Source organism: Curvibacter sp. EU05-FHT14A10, assembly GCF_058791075.1.
The window spans coordinates 466,436-489,182 of record NZ_JBYTDE010000003.1 but is presented as its reverse complement, the minus strand read 5'-3'; the positions used below and the strand labels follow the sequence as shown (position 1 = coordinate 489,182).

The following is a 22,747-nucleotide window of genomic DNA, read 5'->3' as shown; positions in this document are numbered from 1 at the left end:
GTTAAATCACCATATGCCTGCATAAGCCATGAGATAAACTATTATTTTTCATAGTTTGATCCAGTTTTTTCTAGATAAACCCTGCTATGTCATCACTTGTTGATCTCAATGCTTCTCCAGCCGAGCTCGAAGCTTGGCTTGGTGAGCAGCTCCGGGCTGAGCGGCTGCGCAAGAACATCACGATGGCCGACCTTGCCATTCGCGCCGGGGTATCTGACCAGACCATTCGCGCCTTGGAGGCGGGACGCGGCGGCCGTGTGGAGTCGCTGATCCGGGTGGCTGTTGCGCTAGGGCGCAAAGACTGGCTAACCAGCTTTCGCCCCCCGGTGAAGATCAGTCCCTTGCAGATCGCCCAAGGAACGCCCCGACGTCAACGGGGCTCCCGCAGCGTCCTCACCTCCAGCCAACCGAAGGATCGCTAGATGGCATCGTTCAAACCCGTGGAAGCCGTCAGCGTTGAAATATGGGGCCACAAAGTCGGCGCTGTTGCGTTCAACCCCGAATCAAGGTTCTATGCATTCGAGTATGAGCCCAGGTTTCTTCGCTCGGGCATCGAGCTCGCTCCGCTGCAGATGCCCCTCGCACTGGGTAGCGAACCCTTCGAATTCCTGAGTCTGCCAACGGAAACCTACCACCGCTTACCGGCAATGATCGCCGACGCCTTACCCGACAAATTCGGCAACGCCCTGATCAACGCCTGGATGGCCGACCGTGGCATGAATATCAACAACATCACGGCGTTGGATCGGCTCGCTTACATGGGCCAACGCTCCATGGGTGCCTTGACCTTCAGACCCAATCGCGGGCCATCAAAGACTCAACCCTCGGCACTGCAGATGTCCGCGTTGGTGACCCAGGCCCGCAGTGCCATCAGTGGTGACTTCGACAACAGTGACCATACGAGCGACGTACTGCGCCAGATCATCCAGGTCGGCACCTCGGCCGGTGGAGCCCGAGCCAAGGCAACTATCGCCTGGAATCCTCAAACCCAAGAGGTACGGACGGGCCAGTTCGACATACCCGATGGTTTCCAGGCTTGGCTGCTCAAGTTCGATGGCATGGGGGCCGATGCACAGTTGGGCCTGGGCCGCCATTACGGCCGGATCGAATACGCCTATTCGCTCATGGCCAAAGCTGCGGGCCTTGACATGACCGAGTGCCGTTTGCTTGAGGAAGAAGGCCGGGCACACTTCATGACTCGACGCTTTGACCGCAGCGGCAACGAACGCCACCACATGCAGACGCTGTGCGCCATGGCACATCTGGACTTTAACCAGATCGGCACCCATAGCTATCACCAACTGTTTCAGACAGCCCAGATGTTGGAACTGGATCGGGCATCCATGCAAGAGATCTTGCGCCGCATGATCTTCAATGTGCTGGCGGCCAACCATGATGATCACACCAAGAACTTTTCCTTTCTCTTGCGCCGGGGCCATGCCTGGGAACTGGCTCCCGCCTATGACATCACCTTTGCCTTCAATCCCGAAAATAAGTGGCTCAAGCAGCACCTGATGTCGGTGAATGGCAAGTTCGAGGGCATTACCGAGCTGGATTTTCGAGAGGTCGCAGATCGCTACGAACTGCTGGGTGTCTGCAAGGACACCATTGCGGACATACGCGCAGCGGTGGCGCGATGGCCGCAGTTCGCGAACGAGGCCGGCGTGCCGCCAGCCTTGGCCGAAGAGATAGCTCAGTCGCTTACTGGACGTTGATGTCAGGTTTGCGCACGGTATTGACTCGTGTCCCCAAGGGGGGGTACCAGCACTAAATGTTGGGCTTGCTTATATCGACCCACTGCTCAATCACAGAAGGATTTAGTACCTACGCCCCGGCTGGCCTCGAAGGCCGTGGTCTTGCCTTGCATGATGCGCAGCACCAGCCCACCCGAGCCTGGCTGGGCCTCGTTGTCTGCAGCATGTAGCGCGTACCGGCCCATGCGGCCAGTATCAGCAAGCAGTGCAAGCCCCAGCGGCGTGTTTTGGGGTACTGTGCGGGGCCTGAGCCCCACGGCCCAAGCCGTAGCCCTACTTGCCTGCACGATGCCCGCCTTGAGCATTCTGGTGGTGGCAATGCGCCTAAAAATCAATGCGCGTGCGGGTGGACGTACTGGTGGGCGTGCGGGTGGGCGTGCGGGTGGGCAGGATTTTCAGGGCAACGAATCAAGACCCAAATCAAGCAACCCTTGGCCATTCAACCCCCAATCAAGGGCATTCAAAATGGTCTTGATTCAAGCAAGCATTGAATTGCAAAAACATGGGTTATGAAAACACCGATTCAACCGCTTTTAAACCATTAAATGCGCAGCCCCATGCGTTGATGGGCCCATGCCCGGGTCAGTGGGTTGATCAACAGGTTGTGGCTTTAAAACAAAAACCTTGACGGCCTGGGTTGAAGTTTTGTGAGCACCACTCAAGCAGCCCACGATGAGCCCCCCCGGGCACCGGCGGCCACCAGGCAACGCATTGACTAGCTTGTTTTTAGCGACTTTTGAACTATAAAAATCAATAGGTTTTGTGCACCACCAACTAAAAGCCAGCTTTCTTTGTGGGCCCTCACTGATGATTTCTATGCCACGCCGCCAAGACATTGGCAATAATGACAAAGCGTGAAATATTAAACAAAAATAGGGAAATCAGGGATGAGTTCTAACAACGAACCGTGTATAGGCGCGCCTGCCCACCACCGCACACGGGGCCCGGTGGATGCCCCGCCGTGCCCCTTGCACACTGCCGCCGCCGAGCCTGCCAAGCCAGGCAGCCCCCGCGGCACGGGCCACCACCCCACCTTGCAGCGCCCAAGCCTGGGCCTGCAAGCGCCAGGCAAGCCCTCTACCCGGCCCCGCACCAGGCACAAGCCGTGCTGCCACGCGGGGCGCGCCGGCACCACCCCGGCCCACCACCGCCGAAAATGACAACGGAGAAGACCATGACAACGCACGCCATGTTTTTGCTCTATGTGTTCATTGGGCTGCTGGGTTTTATCATCAATATGGTGCGAGAGGCAAATAACCATATCAGCGAATGGAAACACTCGTCGATTGATCTGCCCGACGATCTTGAAGAAAAAACCGGAAAACTGCTTTTTTGGAAAATACTCAACAAAGTCATTTCGTTGGTGTTTCAGCTTTTGCTTTACATCGGCTTATGGCCTGCGATATTGGTTCTTTATGCCAGGGCCAAGCTGAGATCACCCAAGCAAGAAGCAGAATTTCAAGAAACCAAGTATTTTGAGGAATGACGTTTTAAACCGAGATGGGCTCAGTCCGCTTGGTTTGCAACCCAACCAGAGGGTGGCATTTTCAATCATATTGAATTTCTTCACGGACATCGCAGCCGCAGCAGCCATGTTCTGCCCACCCCCTGTAGCCCCAACGCCAGCTCACAGTACCACCGCCCTGCATTGCCCGCTCAGATCGATCGCGCTGACCCCCGCCTGCCCCACCCCAAACGACTTGAAGCCTTGCACCGCCCAGTGAGCACTCGAATCCAGGGCATCGTGATGGTGACCATGCACGCTCAGGCGCGCGCCCATGGCACGCGCCAAGGTGCTCAGCGCCTCAAAGCCGTGGGGGTGGTAGCCAGGGGCCTCGTGGCTGATCAACACATCGGCCTGCTGCACGGCCAAGCCCGCAATGTCATCGGGGTAGATCGTGGACCAATGCCGCAGCGGCGGCCCATCGCGCCACCGGCTTTGCCGGGGCGTGCGGCTGCCATGCTCCGCAGCGTTGCGGTAACGCGGTGGCCCAGCCCACTCGCCCGGGTCAAAAACAGAATGGCGAAACACCCCGCCCAAGCCGGCCAGGCGGGTGCCATCGGGCAATACCACCACCCGACCATGCACGTTTCTGTCGGCCAGGCGGCTGTCCCACAGGTGTTCAAAATCGGCTGGCGTGTCGGTGTCGTGGTTGCCATGAATGAACCACACCCGGTCTTGAATCGGCTCCAGGGCCAGGTGCAGGGCCTGCGGCGACTGGATGTCGCCCAGCAGCACCACCGCACTGGCGTTTTGGCTTTGGGCGCACGCCACGATGTGCCCCAACTGGCCATGGGGGTCGCCCACATACAGAACCGGCCCGAATGGCATCGAGACTCCTTTGTTGGCACTGGGCCTGCTTGCTGGTGCCAGGCTGAGCCAGGCGTTTTTGCACAAAGCTCCGAGCGGCCTGCACGGAACATCAAAACGCGCCAGGGATGAACGGCCATCAACCCAACGACTTGGTAATAATGCTTGGTTTCAATGCTTCCAACAAACTCGGGTGTGCACGGAATGAGCGCTGACGCGAACCAAGCAAAAATATACGTGGCGGGCCACCGTGGTCTGGTGGGCTCGGCCCTGGTGCGCCGGCTGCAGGCCCAGGGCCAGCCCGTGCTGGCCCGCACCCATGCCGAGCTGGACCTGACCCAGGCTGATCAGGTTGAGGCCTTTTTTGCTGCCGAAAAGCCCACCCAGGTGTACCTGGCGGCGGCCAAGGTGGGCGGCATTGTGGCCAACAACAGCTACCCGGCCGAGTTCATTCGCGACAACCTGGCGATTCAAACCAATGTGATCCATGCGGCCTGGCGCCATGGCGTGCAGCGCCTGCTGTTTTTGGGCAGCAGCTGCATCTACCCGCGCGAGTGCCCGCAGCCCATGCGCGAAGAGCACCTGCTGACCGGCTCGCTAGAGCCCACCAACCGCCCCTACGCCCTGGCCAAGATTGCAGGCATCGAGATGTGCTCGGCCTACAACCGGCAATACGGCACCCGCTTTTTGGCTGCCATGCCCACCAACCTGTATGGCCCCGGCGACAACTACCACCTGCAAAACAGCCATGTGCTGCCGGCGCTGATCCGCAAGTTTCACGAGGCCAAGCAACGTGGCGATGCCACCGTGCCCGCCTGGGGCACCGGCACCCCGCTGCGCGAGTTTTTGTACAGCGACGACATGGCCGACGCCTGCGTGTACCTGATGAACCTGCCCGACGACCGCTTTGACAGCCTGCTGTCGGTGTACCCGCCCCTGGTCAACGTGGGCTGCGGGCACGACCTGAGCATCAAGGCCCTGACCGAGCTGGTGCGCGAGGTGGTGGGCTTTAACGGCGAAGTGGTGTGGGACACCACCAAACCTGATGGCACCCCCCGCAAACTGATGGACGTGGGCCGTCTGACCAGCATGGGCTGGCAACCCACGGTGGATTTGCGCGAAGGCATTGGCCGGGCGTATGCCGACTTTTTGCAACGCCAGGCCGCTGGCGAATTCAACAGCTGAACAATGCAAAGCCCGTGATAACCATCACGGTTGCAAACCCGCCCCACCTGGCAGGCCGCCGTCAAACAGAACGCCGCACCGAAGCACAGCAGCCCCCAGTTTTTTGAATCACAGAGATAGCGAAGAGAGCACAACAAATGGCAAATCAGGGCAACACCGATCGCAAAGTGGCACTTATCACCGGGGTGACCGGCCAAGACGGCTCGTACCTGGCCGAACTGCTGCTTGAAAAGGGCTACGAGGTGCACGGCATCAAACGCCGCAGCAGCCTGTTCAACACCGACCGCATTGACCACCTGTACCAAGACCCACACGTGAAGGGCCGTACTTTCATCTTGCACCATGGTGACCTGACCGACTCGACCAGCCTGATTCGCATCATTCAACAGGTGCAGCCCGACGAGATTTACAACCTGGCCGCCCAAAGCCATGTGGGCGTGAGCTTTGAAGAACCCGAATACACCGCCAATGCCGACGGCATTGGCGCCCTGCGCATTCTGGAAGCCATTCGAATCTTGAAGCTGGAGAAGAAAACCCGCTTTTACCAGGCCAGCACCAGCGAGCTGTATGGCCTGGTGCAAGAGACTCCGCAAAAGGAAAGCACCCCCTTCTACCCCCGCAGCCCCTATGCGGTGGCCAAGCTGTACGCCTACTGGATCACGGTGAACTACCGCGAGGCCTATGGCATTTACGCTTGCAACGGCATTTTGTTCAACCACGAAAGCCCTGTGCGTGGCGAAACCTTTGTCACCCGCAAGATCACCCGCGCCATTGCCCGCATTGCCCTGGGCCTGCAAGACTGCTTGTACCTGGGCAACATGAGCGCCCTGCGCGACTGGGGCCACGCCAAAGACTATGTCGAAATGCAGTGGCTGATGCTGCAGCAAGAGCAAGCCGAAGATTTTGTGATTGCCACCGGCGTGCAATACAGCGTGCGCCAGTTTGTAGAGTTTGCCGCCGCCGAACTGGGCGTAACCCTGCGCTTTGAGGGCGAGGGCGAAGCCGAAGTGGGCGTGGTGACTGCCGTGGCCGGCGACAAGGCCAAATGCAAGGTTGGCGACGTGGTGGTGCGCGTAGACCCCCGCTACTACCGCCCCACCGAAGTCGAAACCCTGCTGGGCGACCCCACCAAGGCGCACGAGAAACTGGGCTGGAAACCCAAGATCACGCTGGCTGAGTTGGTCAAAGAGATGGTGAATTCAGACTATGACTCGGCGCGTAAGGATGAACTCGTCAAGAGGGCTGGGTTCAAGGCGTACGATCGTCATGAGTAAGCGCTTGCCCTGACATGGATGGCGTCTGGGTCAGATTCATTTTGGGCCACGATTTGGGATCGCCGCAGGCTTCTTAGAAGACCCTGCCACACCAAGAACACCAGGCACGCCCTGTACTAAGGGCCTAAAGAATTGGCCCCTATCTGGCAGGCCAAAGAGCAGCGGCCATCATGAGCCTGATCCAGAGCGCCAAACTCAACGGACTTGACCCGTACGAGTACTTGCGCGACGTGCTGACCCGACTGCCCACGCACAAGGCCGGCCGGATTGCGGAGTTACAGCCCCACCAGTGGGCTGGTGTACGCGAAGGCTGAATTCAAGAGAGAAATTGAAGTGGACTCATGTCCGCGCTGATTGGCGTGGACATGAATACGCTATGGCAGGCCAACTGTGAAGATGGATTGCCTGAACGCTTACACTGCACACGCCCGGTTCAGGACAAAGTGGGCCAAGCCAGCAGTACCCGGCAAGCGCAAAAAAGGAACAACGCCCTTCTTGGCAACATCCTCAGCAGCCGCCGCAGATTGTAGTCCTCGGACCTTTGAGGTGGCAGCGGTTCAATCCGTGATCGGCCTTGAGGTGGCCGATGATGGGTCCGATTACATGTCTACGTTTGAGCCGTGCCTTGTCTTGGTTTGCCCAATGTCTTGAACTTACCCGGTACTAAATGCTCAGCCCTGGGTTGTCTTTGTTCACCCCGCGATAACCTAAGTCCATCAAGGCCATTGGCGGCTGGATACCGATGAAGTGCATCACCTCGATGGTTCGAGCCAGCGTTCTTCCGCGCCTTCTTCACCCGGCAGCTCGCAAAACTTGACCAGTTGAGTGGGGTCGCAAGGCCAGCGGTGCTCGAAATACTCGTTGCCCGAAAAGTATTGCCAGGTTGAGGTCTCGCCCCAGCGCTGCACGACCTCTTCGTCACTTTTATTGAAAGCATGCTTGAGGTACAGCAGCGCCACCATCAGCCGGGTGGGCAAACGTGGGCGACCTGCCGCAGCCACACCCGAGCCTACCACTGAGACGCTGCGGCCGAACAAATCCATGTCCTCGATGCGCTTGCCGGCGCGCACCTGGCGTGCAAACCGGTGAGCCAAAGTGGCCTCCAGCTCTTGCCAGGGCACGCGGTTGGCCAGCACCGCCAACGGGTGGCGCAGATCAATCATCTGATCGAGGCGGTTGCAGAAGAAGTCCGCGGTCATGGAGATCGGGTCTCAGGCAAAACTCCCAGGAATTGGGCTGTGGTGAATATTAAATTGGGAGTTCTGGGCTGAGGCAATGTCCTGCGGGGCTAATGTTCACGCGGGTTGCTAGGGTTTGGCAGAGACGCTTATTTACTCCCCCAAAAAAACCAGCACAAAAAATTAATCAAGAGTTAACCAAACAGACCAAACGAAACCTAAACCCAGCCCAACTATCGGCTAAAACTACAATACCCCTCAAAAAAACCAACAGCCGCAGGCTTCATATATAAACATCCCTCAACAAAATTATCCGCACCCAAAATACGAAAGCCAGGATCTATTTTATATATCTCATAAGAACCAGAGAGCGACGATCTAAAAATATTACCACGCAGCAACATATAGCCCTCAACCCCTCCAGAAAGCTCAATAAAAGGAAAATGATCCTGCGTGAAATTATTATTATCAACCCTCACAGCCCTCATATTAATTGACGAGTATGGAGTTTTCGCAATGGATAACAAAAATCCCCGAAAGAAATTTCCGCTAATATTAACATCCTCCCAACACCCACCAAAAACAATGCCATTCCCATCGGAAACACCATAATCACTCGGCATGACAGGATTATTATCATAACCAACATCCACAAAGGCCTCAAATCCAGAGTAATCCTTGAATTTCGCACCAAAAACACCCAAGGATGTTTTTTTAAATATATTACCGAAAATTTGAAATCCACTACTTATATTAGTACAACCATCGGGCACCTTACGAAATTCAGTCGCTGAGGCCGTCGGAATTTTCATTTTATCATTTAGATTTGGCTCTAAATAAGAATACAAAACCAAAGCAGAATTATCCAAATTTGGATAACCGAATAGCTTTGGTTGAACAATATCAGATATCAGATTGCCTGAAATTATCACATCGTGCTGTGGTATATAACCCTCACCTGATTGCCTATCAGCACCAACAAATACACCATACCCCTTTACCCATTGAAGCGTGTTATTAACAATTTTAACCGAACGCGCACCGAGCACTTTAATACCAAAAGCATCGACGATATGAACGCCATCAATCAATAGATTACGATCATATGGCGCAATCTCATTATCAGAGCCTTCAAAATGAGCGGCAACGGCATCATCACCAACATGTTCAATAGCCCCACCGATGATGGAAATATTTCTTGACCCACTCACATTAATACCGTCACGAGCAGTTCTATTTATCTTCACATTTAAAAATGAGACTCTAGAATAAGCAGCAACTCTAATACCAAAAAACTGTGAATCCGAAAAAGTCACATTTGAAATCTCAAGAGACTTACCCCATCTCAGAACAACCAAAGACCTGCTCCGAGCTTGTTTGGGGTCTTTTTTCAGACCACCATAAATTGCAACATCTTTAATTACAAGATGATCATTTATGGACCGTTCATCCTCCCGAATAAATGCTCCCTTTTCGGCATTTATTACCGAATCAGCACCGTCACCATAAATTGAAAAATTTCGTCCAGCAGGAATAATGATTGGAATGGAAATCTTATAGATCCCTCTTGGGATATAAACTGAATCTTGCTCAGTGAATGCCTTATTAAAAGCTGCCGAACTATCAACCATCCCAGAATCATCAGCTCCATAGTCGCGAACACTACAGACAACTGTCGAATGCACACGAGAATCACAAGCGAACGCGGGTGCGATAAAAAAAAAGAAAGAAATGAAAATAAACGAAAATACCTCAACTGCTTGAAGCCAAATCCATGACAGATGACAACGCATTCGAAATACTCCTTTCATATGCAGCTACTGAATACTTATCCAGAATCGAAACAACATCAGATGTCCATGTTGTGTAGTTTTCCTGCACATACTTCAAAGATTGAAATGCAGTCCCCCAAGAATCGACGGAACCCAATTTAACAAATACAGCAGTCTGGCCCAACACCTCCCGCAACACAGGAATATCAGAGGCAATTACAGGACACCCATATGAAATCGCCTCTAATGGTGGTATACCAAACCCCTCCCACTTTGAAGGATAAACAAGTGCTGCAGCACCTTTATAAAGGCGTACCAACTCCTCTTTTGGAATATTTTCCAAAAACTCAACCCGCCCGAACAAATCAAACTTCGCCAACAGGTTATTAATTAATTTCCTATAATCACCAGTACAATTCACCACCACCAACCGGTAGTTCTTGCTCCACAGTTCGTGACGATCAATCAACTCACCAAGATTTTTATGAGGATAACGAGCGCCAACAAATAGCAGATATGGGTTAATCTTATTTAAAGATCGTCGATCAATATTTTCATCATCGGAAAACCGCTCAACATCAATGCAATTGGGTACAACATATATATTTGAATCCTTCAATTTATATTGATTAATCAAATCAACCTTAGTCGTCTCGGACACAGTAAATATCGCACGACACCGCTTCAAAACGCGAGGGAGGGCAAATCTAAAATAAAGATATTGAAAAAAATGCTGCCTGGGAAATTTAAGAGCAATTAAATCGTGTATTGTTATTACATTATTATAACCGCGAGCAATATAATGATGCGTAGGTGAATAGATCAAGTAGCCATCTTCAACCCTCTGCTGATTTGCCCAAAAAAACCGATAAAATGCGCCCTTTAGACCGGATCCGATACCTATTCCATCAGGAACATCACGACATGAATTTAGTTGACCGGAATACTTCTTTGATATGAGAAATTCACAATCACCACTTTTAGAAAGTACTTTCAATGCTCGATTTGCATAAGCATTCAAACCATTAGGAACATCACTCAACATTGCGAAATTTGCTAGTATTTTCATGATTAGGAATTCCTTCGATAGGTCAACACCCACAAATGCAGAGAAAAAGCAGACGCGATTAAAAGCAAAACAACACCAAAAGGCAAGTACAAATAGTTAAACCGGGGATATTCAAGTATTTGAATCGTAAACAGTGGCGCCAACGCCAAACAAGGCAGCGACCGCCAAGCTCCGAAAATAAAAAAAGCACTGATGGTGAATTTCACATAAACCACCACCATAAAAAAATACACTCCAAAATCAGAATAATCCTGAGAAAAGCCTCCGGGATTATTCAATCCGGAAATAAATTTTTTATTATCAAAAAGATCACCAAAGAAAATCAAATCACGTCCTTGATCAATCGCAATTTCAGCTCCAGTAATCTTTCTAATTACCGCATCATACGAAGTAAATGAGTAACTATAATTGTAAAACATCATTTCGTACAGTTTATTCTGAACGTCAGCATAATAGGTCATCAAAGTTTGAAAGACGCCAACATTCTCGACGCCAAGCATGGAGCTATCCAAGTACTCGATTGTTGACAACCTTATTATTTGAACAAGCCAGAAGACAAGAGAAAGAGCAACAACTATTTTAAATAGTGAAGAAAAACTAGGCTTGTATCCAGTTGCCTTTGCACAAAACCAGGCAGATAGGAAAAACTCAAATATTGCAAGTCGTTCACTAAGAACAAACACTCTCAGTAAGATGAGCAATACAAGGAATGCGAGCATACGCTTAAACAAGAGGGATGGTTGACTAATGCAGAAAATAACAGGAAGAGCAAACATGTAGAGTCGCATTGGCACACCAACACCTGAATAACTTTCCTCTCTCGCACCCACAAATCCTCCAGAGGAATACCCAGAAATAATGCTTGGTATAATTAAAATATGCGCGACTATTGATGCATAGAATAAAAGAGAACAAGTGAAATAAATAACTCGCCTAGTTCCCAGCGGGATACGACTAAAATCAGACCCTTGCCCTATAAAAAGGTCCACTAGAATGCGACCTGAGAGCATGGCAACGCAAATAAGCGATATCAGAGCACCTGATACTAAAATATGGTCCCCGATTCCTATTACTCTATCAATGGGAAACAATGAAGTAGGTTCAAAAATTGCATATGGTATTAAAATTAAAAAGAAAAGAAGATAGAAAAATATACTATCTCGCCACAACAAAGAATTAGCCCAACCCTGAAATTTACTCTTGCTCATATCCTTGCGGCCTGATTGCAGGCATATTTAATAAAATTCATAGAAAACCGATAGGGAGATATAACTATGAATACACACCACAACAAAAATGAAAATTTAAAAAGAATACCCCTATCCTGATCACGCATCAGAATGTGCAATAAAGCAGACCAATTTTCAAATAAAATTCGACATCTACCCGAAAAACTTCCAGCGTTTGCGACAGAAACACCAAAATACACTTTAAATGTTGTTAGAGAGTGAAGAACTCTACCTTCAATCTTAGCAATAGAAAATCCCGCATTACTAATAACTTGTTTTAATCGCGTATCTCTAGCGCGAATTTTAACAATCTCATTTTTTTGCGATGCCGAATTTCCGAAAATTAAATTATCGCCTGCAGCCTCCAGTAAGCGGTATGATCCATTGACCTTATCAAGCGATTTAATAGCACCATTAATTGCGGAGAAATTTATCAGAAAAAAATCAGCACCATGCCGATCAAATTCGGAATACGGCAATGGAAATGCGGCTTCTATTGCTGATCGGCGATAAGCATTACCAGATGCAGGTGGAGAGTAATGAAGAATTCCATGATTTAGAAGCCGTTCCGAAAAAAACCCGTCACTCAAAATCCGGGGAACAGATGCATTAATCTCTTTGCCAGCAGCATTAATTAATCTCATTCTCCAATGCACTTTTGACACACGAGGATCTGAAAACGCCTTTTCCAATGATTCAATCAAATCCGGATCTGCAACATCATCAGCATCCAAGAAATATATAATGTCACCCGTTGAGCTCAAGAAGCCATCGTAATATGAGCAGCACTGACCTCTATTGCTCCTTGAAATTACTTTAATATCATCAATACGCATCAGAATACTCTCTGTGTCATCTGACGATCCATCATTAACTACGATTAATTCGTGTGCACTGCGCGATTGGCACTTAATTGAATTAATAGCATCCTCCACATACTTACCATGATTGTAAGAACAAATAATGACGGAAATTTTATTCATTTCTCTTCCCTACGCGATCAAAAGTCAAAAAGAACAGAAATATCGACAACACAACAACTTCGTAAAGAGGCAAAGCTGCTGAATAGTAGGCGAAGGCAATCGGACTCACCAGCAAATACAGCAGCATCAGAAATCCACCGCCCCAATAACCAAAAAACAAAGCCTTTATCATTGATCTGGGGTAAATAAAGAAATATAGCACCGATATTTCCATTGATGAAACAAAAGGATAAAACATCATAACCCTCAGACAATCAACCGCGCCGGGGAATGTTTCACCATATAACGCCTTGATTAAATAATCATCAAAAAGGTATATGAATAATGCCGACCCAAACCCAATAATCATCATCAAAATTAACGGCGCAAATATTGCACGAAAGACACCGTCATGCAGATGATTATCATTATCTTTCCAAAAAATAACCGCACGAGAATAAAATATTTGACCAATAGGCCATATGCACGCGTGTGCAGCTCTAACAATTTTTTCAGCAGATGAATATAGCCCAACTGCAGCAACATCCATTTGATGCTTGATGAAAATCGGCAGCAGTGCCGAAAACGCTATGGAACCCAATCCTCCACCCCAATTTTTTAGAGACAAAAAAAATAGTTTTTTCATCAAAGATGAATCTGGCATAACGAAGCCATGATCTAGTTTTCTTATCGACTCGAAAAATAAAAATATGGCCGAAAGAAATTCCGTCGAAAAAACAATAAAGGCTGCGAGCGCGAAATCATCTTTCGATTTCACGAAGAAATACAAAAAAATAATGCCGATAGTTCTAACTGTTTGAGTGAAGAAATAATAATATCCAACTACGCCATTCGCCTGCATATACCACAAGGGCGAGACTATGGAAGCCATCAGAAATATAATAGAATTAAGAACTGCAATCCTGATAAGTCGGTCATCCTCGTAGGCCAAATATAAAAATATTACAACGACCAACCCCAGGCCCATAATTAATTTATTCAGCAAAACTGTACAAAACACTTTCGCTTTCTCTTTCGGGTTGTCAGCATCAATAAAGCTCTTCGCCCCAGATATAGAATATCCCATATCAATTGCGCTTACTGCAACATTTGCTATTGCTTGACTGTACGCGATGGCGCCAAACCCACCTGCGCCCAGCCTCTCGGAAAGGACTGGGAGGCTCACAAGCTGAATCACCAACCCCCACAAGCGGGATGTGACGAACAGCATCAATTCAAATATTTTTTTTATATTTAATCTCATAGATAATTGGCAATATTTCAAATAGATATGCAGAGGCCTTGGGCAAATGGATGACAGATTATTGCCTTGCAATATCAGAAATTACTTCTAAACTCATCTCCAACGCCCCTCAAGACAATTAAAAATATTTCCCAGACGGTCATCCTGCGTAATTCATGGAATATTCATGATCACAAAATCATATAAATATTCCAACATAGCGTGGTAGCGCTTCGAAATTTTTCCTAATATCTAATGCGGTGGGAAACAGTTGCATGATCATGGTGCAATCTCCTCCTCAAGGTTGTCAGCTAAACATTTAGGGAGCATAAGCAAGCGAGGGACGTGATTGAATCTCAATGGACACGCCTGATAAAACAATCTCGTCTTTCCATTTAAAACACGTCGGCCTGAGCCAAAGGCACACCCTGTGCATCCTTGGCCGACAGACGAGGGGGCTCGCCCAGATCGGGCCACTGAACCCCCAGGGTGGGGTCGTTCCAGGCAATGCAGCGCTCGTATTGCGGCGCATAGTAGTCGGTGGTCTTGTACAGAAAGTCGGCGCTTTCACTGGTCACCACAAAGCCATGGGCAAAGCCGGCCGGCACCCACAGCTGGCGGTGATTGTCCTCACTCAACTCCACGCCCACCCATTGGCCGAAAGTGGGCGAGCTTTTGCGGATGTCCACCGCCACATCGAACACCGAGCCGTGCACCACGCGCACCAGCTTGCCCTGGGCCTGCTGCAACTGGTAATGCAGCCCACGCAACACGCCCTGGGTCGATCGGCTGTGGTTGTCCTGCACAAATTCGACTTGCAGGCCGGTGGCCTCGTTGAAGGCCTTCTGGTTGAAGCTTTCGAAGAAGAAGCCTCGGGCATCGCCAAATACTTTGGGCTCAAGGATCAGGACTTCGGGAATGGCGGTTGGGATGACGTTCATGATGGGGCTTAATCTTTGAGCAGGCGCAGCAGGTATTGGCCGTAGCCGTTCTTGGCCAGGGGCTGGGCCAGGCGCTCAAGCTGTTCACTGGTGATGAACCCGTTGCGCCAGGCAATCTCTTCGGGGCAGGCCACCTTCAGACCCTGGCGGCGCTCCAGCGTGGCGATGAACTGACCCGCCTCCAGCAGGCTGTCGTGGGTGCCGGTGTCGAGCCAGGCGTAGCCACGCTTCATGATCTGCACGTTGAGTTGGCCACGCTGCAGGTAGGTTTCATTGACGGTGGTGATCTCCAGCTCGCCGCGGGCGCTGGGGCGGATGCTCTTGGCAATGTCCACCACCTGCTGGTCATAGAAGTACAAGCCCGTGACCGCGTAATTGCTCTTGGGGACCGGGGGCTTTTCTTCGATGCTGCTGGCCTTGCCACTCTTGTCAAAGGCCACCACGCCGTAACGTTCAGGATCGGTGACGTGGTAGGCGAACACGGTGGCACCGGCCGTCTGCGCATCGGCATTGGCCAACAGGGGGCCAAAGTCATGGCCATAGAAGATGTTGTCGCCCAGCACCAGGGCACTCGGGTGGTTGCCGACAAACTGCTCACCGATGATGAAGGCCTGGGCCAACCCGTCGGGGCTGGGTTGAACGGCGTACTGCAGGTTCAGACCCCATTGGCTGCCGTCGCCCAGCAGTTGCTGGAAGCGGGGGGTGTCTTGCGGGGTGCTGATGAGCAGGATGTCGCGCATGCCCGCCAGCATCAGGGTGCTGAGCGGGTAGTACACCATGGGCTTGTCGTACACCGGCAGCAGCTGCTTGCTGATGGCCAGCGTGGCCGGGTGCAGTCGGGTGCCGGAGCCCCCGGCGAGGATGATGCCTTTGCGTTGCGTGGTCATGATTAAATTCCCCTATAAGAACTATTTCCACTCGGAGGGCAGATCCTTTTGCCAATCACTCAAAGCAGAGTCGAGGTCATAACTATATTTGTACCCATTTGAGACTAAAAAACCTGCGCGCACATTGTTTGATCGCGTGATCTTACGTACACGGACTGGATCAAGCGCCTTCCCAATTTTGGTAAAGCCCAGAACACCATTAATGAAATAGGCAGCCCACAACACTAAAAATGAAGGCACCTTCAATACGAGGGCATTCTTGCGAGTCACACGTTTAATTGCCTCAATATAATCATCAAGCGTAGGACCCGGGTCAAATGTTATATTTGCAATCAATTCTTTATATGACTCACGAGAACCCAGATCAAGCAACCAACAAACGGCACAACAAAGCTCTTTAACGTAAACTCCAGCTTTTCGAACATCTCTACCACCAACCCTTACAAAAAATCCATACCTAGCTACCGCCTTAACCAATCTCGAAACATTTCCACCTTCGCCTGGCCCAAAAATAACTCCCGGCCGAACTATGGTTAGCTGTCGATCTGAATTTTCTTGCTTCCATAGCTTATGGATATATTCTGCGGCTAACTTTGATGAGCCATACGGGGTTTCTGGAGCCGTCAGACTACTTTCAAATATTTCATTTTCGCTAGGCCCATATGGCGAAATGCTGCTGGTAAATACAACATTCAAACAACCAACATCACCAGCGAACTTGGTAACATTTTCGGCACCGCGAATATTGGTTTCAAAATACTCTAACCGAGCATGCCCCGGCTCACGATGAATAGCAGCCAAATTAAATATCAAATCTACGGACTTCCCATTCAAAAAAATGAGATCGATAGGCAAACGAACATCGGCGTTTACATACGTTACCAATCCGGCCTTGCAGTAACGATTAACAAAGACATGAGCGGGATGCCAGTCTATGGGTTTAATATCCAAAAGATAAACATGCTCGGCAATTCCATTGGATAAAAGATGTTGCGTCATGTGAAGGCCAACAAAACCCGTACCACCAAATATCACTACATTTTTGTACATATCCGCCCCTTAAATCCATCCACGAATGATTGAAAAGCTCAGAACCAATCGATCCAAAAATCGCCTACGTCCATTGTTAAAAATCCAAATAGAGTTCCTCAACCGCCCACTCAAAGATGGATTATCAAAAAAATTCTTTTTTACATCATCCAAGCTTGAGCACTGCCCCTTGCTGAGAATTAATATATTAATCAATGAATGCAATTGACTCGAGTACCAACCCACTCTTATTTTTTCAAAGCGCGCAGTAATACCCGAAAGAGAACCACGAGCCCCAGTATCATTTAATGCGTGCTGACGATATTTAAGCATCGGAATAGCATCAAAGAACCAATTCAACGAGTTGTTCCTGGCAAACGCATAGATCAGCCAGTCGTGATAATGTATATTTTTTAAACCATTTTTATTGGCAAGCAAAAACCCAACAAAATCAATGAAGAAATCCTTCTTCAGCACAAAAGTACAGCCCTGCCCCGCACCTTCAAAAATATAATCATACCTTCTGATTTTTGGATTTTGCCTCATCACTTTCTCGCGTCCATCTGGCCAAAAAGCAGTCGTGGCGCACGAGTAGCCCACACAATTCTCATTGTGCAAAAATTGGGCGGCACGACTCAGCTTCTCTGACAACCATATGTCATCTTGATCCGAGAAGGCGACATAATCAAAATCAGAAACATTCACAGCCATCATCAACCGGAAAAAATTAGCTGATGCAGAACCAGCTTTCTGATCAAACGAAATGAGATTGATACGATCGTCTAAAGATCTCATCTCATTAATCAGCTCAACAGTTCGGTCAGATGATGCATCATCAGCAATAAAGACCTTTAATTCAACAGCCACCTGATTGAGTATCGAATTAACCTGTTCAACAAGCCAAGGAGCGCCATTAAAGGTCGCCATCAGAACGCATACACGTGGTGTGTTGGAAATCATTTGCTGTGACTATTAATGAAGATTTTTTATCTCGTCGAGCATGCGGGCCACGCCCTGCTGCCAGTCGGGCAAGGCCAGGTCAAACGCGCTTTGCAGTTTGGCCGTGCTCAGGCGCGAGTTGTTCGGGCGCCGTGCTGGCGTGGGGAAGGCACTGGTGGGCACAGGGGCGATACCGTCTTCTGGCGTCTTGAGGGCCACACCAGCACGGCGTGCATGCTCGATCACAAAGCGGGCATACCCATGCCAGCTGGTCTGGCCTGCGGCCACGGCGTGGTACAGGCCTGAGAGTTCGGGGCGTACTTGCACGGCACGGATGGCGTGGGCACTGAGGTCGGCCAGCAGGTCGGCCCCGGTGGGGGCGCCGAACTGATCATCGATCACGGTCAGGCGTTCGCGCTCGGCCGCCAGGCGCAGCATGGTCTTGGCAAAGTTGCCACCGCGTGCGGCGTACACCCAGCTGGTGCGAAAGATCAGATGGCGGGCACCGCTTTGCTGGATCAGTTGCTCGCCTTCGAGCTTGGTGCGGCCATAGACGCTGAGCGGGCCGGTGGCATCGCCCTCGTGCCAGGGCGCATCGCCGCTGCCGTCAAACACATAGTCGGTGCTGTAGTGGACCAGGGTGGCCCCCAGTTGGGCCGCCTCGCGGGCCAGCGCGCCGGGGGCCAGGGCGTTGAGGGTTCGCGCGAGTTCGGGCTCGCTTTCAGCACGATCGACTGCGGTGTGGGCGGCGGCGTTGACGATGACGTTGGGACGCAAGGCACGCACGGTGGCAGCCAGGTCGTCCAGCCGGCTGAGGTCGCCGCAGTGTTCGGTGCTGTGGCGATCCAGTGCCGTGATCCGGCCCAGCGGGGCCAGGCTGCGTTGCAGCTCCCAGCCCAGTTGTCCGTTTTTGCCCAGCAGCAGGATGTGCAGGCTCATACAGCCCCTTCGCTGGCGTACTGTTTTTGCACCCAGTCGCGGTAGGCGCCGCTTTGCACATGGCTCACCCAGTCCTCATGGCTGAGGTACCACTGCACGGTTTTGCGGATGCCGGACTCAAAGGTCTCTGCCGGCTTCCAGCCCAGTTCACGCTCAAGCTTGCGGGCGTCGATGGCGTAGCGGCGGTCGTGGCCGGGGCGGTCTTTGACGTAGGTGATCTGGTCGCGGTAAGGTTTGCCGTCGCTGCGGGGGCGCAGTTCATCAAGCAGCGCACACACGGTGTGCACGATGTCGAGGTTGGGCTTTTCGTTCCAACCGCCCACGTTGTAGGTCTCGCCCACGCGCCCGCCCTCGAGCACACGCCGGATCGCGCTGCAGTGGTCTTTCACATACAGCCAGTCGCGCACCTGCTGGCCATCACCATAGATGGGCAAGGGCTTGCCCGCCAGCGCGTTGACGACCATCAGCGGGATGAGCTTTTCCGGGAAATGGTAGGGGCCGTAGTTGTTGGAGCAGTTGGTGGTGAGCACCGGCAGCCCGTAGGTGTGATGCCAGGCGCGCACCAGGTGGTCACTGGCAGCCTTGCTGGCCGAGTAGGGGCTGTTGGGCTCGAAGGGGTTGTCTTCAGTGAACGCGGGGTCGGTGGGCGACAGTGACCCATAGACCTCGTCGGTCGAGACGTGCAGAAAACGAAAACTGGCTTTTTGCTCTGCAGCCAGGCCATTCCAGTAGCCGCGCACCGATTCGAGCAGGCGCAAGGTGCCAACAACGTTGGTCTGGATGAAGTCTTCCGGGCCATGGATGGAGCGGTCCACGTGCGATTCGGCCGCAAAGTTGATCACGGCCCGGGGCTGATGCACCCGCAGCAGCTCGTCGACCAAGGCGCTGTCGCCGATGTCACCGTGCGCGAAGTGGTGGCGGCCATCGCCTTCGAGCGAGGCCAGGTTCTCGCGGTTGCCCGCGTAGGTCAGCTTGTCGAGGTTGACCACAGGCTCATCGCTCTGAGCCAGCCAATCGAGCACGAAATTGGCGCCAATGAAGCCTGCGCCGCCGGTTACGAGAATTTTGTCGTTGATCTTCATGCAACTCCCTTCCGATTTTGAATACTTTTAATAAGCGTTTTTATTAAAAAACCCTTTAAAAACCGTCATCAATATGATTTTTAAATCCAGCCATACTGACCAGTTTTCAATGTAAAAAAGATCGGCCTGAACTCGGGCTTCCATCTTGTCAACCGTATCGGTTTCACCGCGCAAGCCATTCACCTGTGCCCAGCCCGTGATACCTGGCTTGACTTTGTGCCGAAGCATGTAGCGGGGGATCAGTTCGCGGTACTGCATATTGTGTGCCACTGCATGGGGGCGCGGGCCCACGATGCTCATGCGGCCTTGCAGCACATTCACAAACTGAGGCAGCTCGTCCATGCTGCTGCGCCTTAAAAAGGCACCTAACGGGGTAATGCGCGAATCGCCCTTTTTAGCCTGGGTGACATGGCCCGTGTGCTCGTTGTGCACCACCATGCTTCTGAACTTGTAGACCTCGATCTCTTCACCGTTCCAGCCATGGCGTTTTTGTTTGAAGATGACAGGGCCCGGCGACGTTACTTTCACGGCAATGGCAACCGCTGCCAAAATGGGCGAGATCAAGACCAAGATCAGGCTGGCCACAATCTTGTCTTCAAGCCACTTAACAATCAGGTTAAAGCCCGACATGGGCGAGCTAGAGATGTCGAGCATGGGCATGCCCAGCACCACACTCAGGCCGTTGTTCACCATTTGAAACGCGCCCATGTCGGGCACCAGGCGAATGTTGGCGGTGCTGTGGCGCAATTCGTTGAGCACGGGCTGGATGCTGCTCATGTCGTTGGCGGGTGGGCAAATCCACACCTCATCAGGGTCCAGTTGGCCCAGTGAGTAATGCAGGGCATCGATATCGTCCATCGACACCACACCCGTCAGGTCGTAACCTGTCCAGGTGCTGGTTTTAACGCGGCGGCGTATGGCGGCCACTGGCCCCCCTCCGCCCACCAGCAACACCCGCATGTGGTTAACCTGGCGGCCGCGCATGTAGCTCATGAACAAAAACACGCCCAAGCGTGCCAGCCACGAGATGACCAAAGATGCGCCGCCCCAGGTCAGCAGCCAGATGCGAGAATATTCAGCACTGCTTTTAGTCAATACCAACCAGGTCATCAGCAAGGCCCAGGTAATGACCCAGCTCACCCCCACGCGCCCCAGCATGGCCTTGAACTGCCCCCCGCGCCAATTGCGGTACACGGCCGACGACACCAGGGTCATCAAGGTGGCCATCTGGATGATCAGCAGCGCATACACCTGGGGCAATGGCAGCACGGCCTCGCCATCAAAACGCCACAAATAGGCGGCCAGCCCCGCGCCTGCAAAGGCAAACCAATCGACCGCATGCACAGCAAAGCGCATGAGCGAAGCTGAACTTCTCATTGAGAACGTAGCCAAAAAATCCCTCCCTCGGTTGTGATCAACCAGATTCACGCTACAAAATAAAAAGGCTGCCCTACTGCAGCCTTGGCATGGGCACTAGGCCTGCCGGCCGTAAACGTCTTGAAACCGAACAATGTCGTCTTCGCCCAGGTAGGTGCCGCTTTGCACCTCGATCATCTCAAGCGGCAGCTTGCCGGGGTTCTCTAGCCGGTGCTTTTCACCCAGGGGTATGTAGGTGCTTTGGTTTTCGCTGACCAAAAACACCTGATCGCCCCGGGTGACCTGGGCTGTGCCTTGCACCACAATCCAGTGTTCGGCACGGTGGTGGTGCATTTGTAGCGACAAGGCCGCACCGGGTTTGACCACAATGCGTTTGACCTGAAAGCGCTCACCCGCGTCCACACTGTCGTACCAGCCCCAGGGGCGGTGCACCTTGCGGCTGCTGCCGGCCTCGGTGCGGCCCGTAGCCTTGAGGTGGTTAACCACGTCTTTTACTTTTTGAATGTGGCTGCGGCTGGCCACCAGCACGGCGTCGGGGGTTTCGATTACCACCGCATCGTCCAAACCCACACAGGCCACCAGGCGCGATTGCGCCATCACCAGGGTGTTGCGGGTGTCAATGGCCAGGGCGTCACCTTGCAGGGCGTTGCCGTTGGCGTCTTTGGCGCTGATGTCCCACACCGCGTTCCAGGCGCCCACATCTGACCAATTGGCGGCCAGGGGCACCACCACCACCTCACCGGTGTTGTGCTGGGCGCTGGCCAGCTTCTCCATCACCGCGTAGTCAATCGAGTCTGACGGGCAGGCCGCAAAGGCAGCCTTGTCGGGGCGGATAAAGTCGGCATCGGCCTTGCGGGCCTCAAAGGCCTGCTGGCAGGCTTGCAACATGGCGGGTTGCAGGCTTTGCATTTTGGCCAACCACACAGAGGCCTTGATCACAAAAATGCCGCCGTTCCAATAAAACTGGCCGCTGGCCAGGTATTGCTGCGCGGTGGCAGCATTGGGCTTTTCTACAAACTCGGCCACGCCGTAGGCACCTGCGCTTTCGGCCAGTGCAGCGCCCTTGCGAATGTAGCCATAGCCGGTTTCGGGGGCCGTGGCCTCAATGCCAAAGGTCACCAGTTTGCCGGCCTGGGCCAGGGGCACACCCTGCAGCACGGCGGCCTTGAAGGCTGCCTGGTCTTGAATCACATGATCGGCCGGCATGACCACCAGCACCGGGTCTTGCCCGTTGGCCGTGGCGGCCAGGGCGCCCAGGGTCAAGGCCGGGGCGGTGTTGCGACCCATGGGCTCTAGCACCAGGGCCGCCGGCTCAATGCCCACCTGGCGCACCTGCTCGCCCAGCAAAAAACGATATTCGTCGTTGCCCACCAGCACCGGCGCAGCCAGGGCCAGCGCCCCGCCCTGCTGCAGCGGGCCCAGGCGCAGGGCCGTGTCTTGCAGCAGGCTGTTGCTGCCCACCAGTTTGAGCAATTGCTTGGGGTATTGCTCGCGCGACAAAGGCCACAGGCGGGTGCCCGAGCCACCGCACAAGATCAAGGGTTGAACCAAAGTTGTCACAACTATCCTCCGCTTT

General features: G+C 52.3%; 21 protein-coding genes and 2 pseudogenes. 7 read left to right on the top strand and 16 right to left on the bottom strand.

Annotated elements, in window-relative coordinates:
- The first annotated feature begins 86 nt into the window (after nucleotides 1–86).
- Together AC3WUT_RS08250 and AC3WUT_RS08245 are read left to right on the top strand one after the other, a co-directional pair.
- The gene (locus tag AC3WUT_RS08250; protein WP_492346588.1) at nucleotides 87–422 is read left to right on the top strand and encodes a helix-turn-helix transcriptional regulator; all 336 of its coding nucleotides are present in this window, start codon (nucleotides 87–89) and stop codon (nucleotides 420–422) included.
- Nucleotides 423–1,715: a type II toxin-antitoxin system HipA family toxin gene (locus tag AC3WUT_RS08245; RefSeq protein ID WP_492346587.1), complete on the top strand. Its 1,293-nt coding sequence runs from the start codon at nucleotides 423–425 to the stop codon at nucleotides 1,713–1,715.
- Between the two features lie 86 nt (nucleotides 1,716–1,801).
- Here AC3WUT_RS08245 and AC3WUT_RS08240 read toward each other — a convergent pair whose 3' ends face one another.
- Nucleotides 1,802–1,939: a hypothetical protein gene (locus AC3WUT_RS08240; protein WP_492346586.1), complete on the bottom strand. Its 138-nt coding sequence runs from the start codon at nucleotides 1,937–1,939 to the stop codon at nucleotides 1,802–1,804.
- A 112-nt stretch (nucleotides 1,940–2,051) separates the two neighbouring features.
- On the opposite strand from AC3WUT_RS08240, the gene AC3WUT_RS08235 reads away from it, so the two are divergent.
- A complete protein-coding gene (locus tag AC3WUT_RS08235) occupies nucleotides 2,052–2,267 on the top strand; it encodes a hypothetical protein (RefSeq protein ID WP_492346585.1) in 216 nt (71 codons plus the stop codon).
- Between the two features lie 661 nt (nucleotides 2,268–2,928).
- Entirely contained in the window at nucleotides 2,929–3,240 is a 312-nt protein-coding gene (locus AC3WUT_RS08230; RefSeq protein ID WP_492346584.1) for a hypothetical protein, read from the top strand.
- A gap of 141 nt (nucleotides 3,241–3,381) precedes the next feature.
- On the opposite strand, the gene AC3WUT_RS08225 is transcribed toward AC3WUT_RS08230, so the two are convergent.
- The gene (locus AC3WUT_RS08225; protein WP_492346583.1) at nucleotides 3,382–4,086 is read right to left on the bottom strand and encodes a metallophosphoesterase family protein; all 705 of its coding nucleotides are present in this window, start codon (nucleotides 4,084–4,086) and stop codon (nucleotides 3,382–3,384) included.
- Between the two features lie 183 nt (nucleotides 4,087–4,269).
- Here AC3WUT_RS08225 and AC3WUT_RS08220 point away from each other — a divergent pair, with 183 nt between their 5' ends.
- From AC3WUT_RS08220 to AC3WUT_RS08210, 3 genes and pseudogenes are all read left to right on the top strand, one after another.
- Nucleotides 4,270–5,250, top strand: a complete 981-nt coding sequence (locus tag AC3WUT_RS08220) for a GDP-L-fucose synthase family protein (RefSeq protein WP_492346582.1) — start codon at nucleotides 4,270–4,272, stop codon at nucleotides 5,248–5,250.
- 137 nt (nucleotides 5,251–5,387) lie between these two features.
- Nucleotides 5,388–6,524, top strand: a complete 1,137-nt coding sequence (gene gmd, locus AC3WUT_RS08215) for a GDP-mannose 4,6-dehydratase (protein WP_492346581.1) — start codon at nucleotides 5,388–5,390, stop codon at nucleotides 6,522–6,524.
- Nucleotides 6,525–6,658: 134 nt separating this feature from the next.
- Nucleotides 6,659–6,838 (top strand): annotated as a pseudogene (locus AC3WUT_RS08210) (transposase domain-containing protein); the annotation flags it as partial.
- A gap of 462 nt (nucleotides 6,839–7,300) precedes the next feature.
- Here the strand turns inward: AC3WUT_RS08210 and AC3WUT_RS08205 are convergent.
- From AC3WUT_RS08205 to AC3WUT_RS08140, 14 genes and pseudogenes are all read right to left on the bottom strand, one after another.
- A pseudogene (locus AC3WUT_RS08205) lies at nucleotides 7,301–7,723 on the bottom strand (transposase); the annotation flags it as partial.
- Between the two features lie 212 nt (nucleotides 7,724–7,935).
- A complete protein-coding gene (locus tag AC3WUT_RS08200; RefSeq protein WP_492346580.1) occupies nucleotides 7,936–9,495 on the bottom strand; it encodes a glycosyl hydrolase family 28-related protein in 1,560 nt (519 codons plus the stop codon).
- Nucleotides 9,455–10,543: a glycosyltransferase family 4 protein gene (locus tag AC3WUT_RS08195; RefSeq protein WP_492346579.1), complete on the bottom strand. Its 1,089-nt coding sequence runs from the start codon at nucleotides 10,541–10,543 to the stop codon at nucleotides 9,455–9,457. The genes AC3WUT_RS08200 and AC3WUT_RS08195 overlap by 41 nt, the downstream gene beginning before the upstream one ends.
- A gap of 2 nt (nucleotides 10,544–10,545) precedes the next feature.
- On the bottom strand, nucleotides 10,546–11,751 hold the full coding sequence (locus AC3WUT_RS08190; protein ID WP_492346578.1) for a hypothetical protein: 1,206 nt from the start codon (nucleotides 11,749–11,751) through the stop codon (nucleotides 10,546–10,548).
- Nucleotides 11,748–12,755 (bottom strand): glycosyltransferase family 2 protein, encoded by a 1,008-nt coding sequence (locus AC3WUT_RS08185; RefSeq protein WP_492346577.1) that lies wholly within the window; start codon nucleotides 12,753–12,755, stop codon nucleotides 11,748–11,750. Before AC3WUT_RS08185 ends, AC3WUT_RS08190 begins: the two co-directional genes overlap by 4 nt.
- A complete protein-coding gene (locus AC3WUT_RS08180) occupies nucleotides 12,748–13,965 on the bottom strand; it encodes an oligosaccharide flippase family protein (RefSeq protein WP_492346576.1) in 1,218 nt (405 codons plus the stop codon). The genes AC3WUT_RS08185 and AC3WUT_RS08180 overlap by 8 nt, the downstream gene beginning before the upstream one ends.
- A 407-nt stretch (nucleotides 13,966–14,372) precedes the next feature.
- Nucleotides 14,373–14,918 carry a dTDP-4-dehydrorhamnose 3,5-epimerase gene (gene rfbC, locus AC3WUT_RS08175; RefSeq protein ID WP_492346575.1) on the bottom strand — a complete coding sequence of 182 codons (546 nt, stop codon included), beginning with the start codon at nucleotides 14,916–14,918 and terminating at the stop codon, nucleotides 14,373–14,375.
- Between the two features lie 8 nt (nucleotides 14,919–14,926).
- A complete protein-coding gene (gene rfbA / locus AC3WUT_RS08170; protein WP_492346574.1) occupies nucleotides 14,927–15,805 on the bottom strand; it encodes a glucose-1-phosphate thymidylyltransferase RfbA in 879 nt (292 codons plus the stop codon).
- 21 nt (nucleotides 15,806–15,826) lie between these two features.
- A complete protein-coding gene (locus tag AC3WUT_RS08165) occupies nucleotides 15,827–16,855 on the bottom strand; it encodes an NAD-dependent epimerase/dehydratase family protein (RefSeq protein ID WP_492346573.1) in 1,029 nt (342 codons plus the stop codon).
- Between the two features lie 9 nt (nucleotides 16,856–16,864).
- The gene (locus tag AC3WUT_RS08160; protein ID WP_492346572.1) at nucleotides 16,865–17,794 is read right to left on the bottom strand and encodes a glycosyltransferase; all 930 of its coding nucleotides are present in this window, start codon (nucleotides 17,792–17,794) and stop codon (nucleotides 16,865–16,867) included.
- Between the two features lie 12 nt (nucleotides 17,795–17,806).
- Nucleotides 17,807–18,706, bottom strand: coding sequence for a dTDP-4-dehydrorhamnose reductase (gene rfbD / locus AC3WUT_RS08155; protein ID WP_492346669.1), 900 nt, complete (start codon nucleotides 18,704–18,706; stop codon nucleotides 17,807–17,809).
- A 2-nt stretch (nucleotides 18,707–18,708) separates the two neighbouring features.
- Complete coding sequence (rfbB, locus tag AC3WUT_RS08150) at nucleotides 18,709–19,794, bottom strand: dTDP-glucose 4,6-dehydratase (RefSeq protein ID WP_492346571.1); 1,086 nt, start codon at nucleotides 19,792–19,794, stop codon at nucleotides 18,709–18,711.
- A 27-nt stretch (nucleotides 19,795–19,821) separates the two neighbouring features.
- Nucleotides 19,822–21,150, bottom strand: coding sequence for an undecaprenyl-phosphate glucose phosphotransferase (locus AC3WUT_RS08145; RefSeq protein WP_492346570.1), 1,329 nt, complete (start codon nucleotides 21,148–21,150; stop codon nucleotides 19,822–19,824).
- A 117-nt stretch (nucleotides 21,151–21,267) separates the two neighbouring features.
- Nucleotides 21,268–22,731, bottom strand: coding sequence for a mannose-1-phosphate guanylyltransferase/mannose-6-phosphate isomerase (locus tag AC3WUT_RS08140; RefSeq protein ID WP_492346569.1), 1,464 nt, complete (start codon nucleotides 22,729–22,731; stop codon nucleotides 21,268–21,270).
- Between the last annotated feature and the right edge of the window lie 16 nt (nucleotides 22,732–22,747).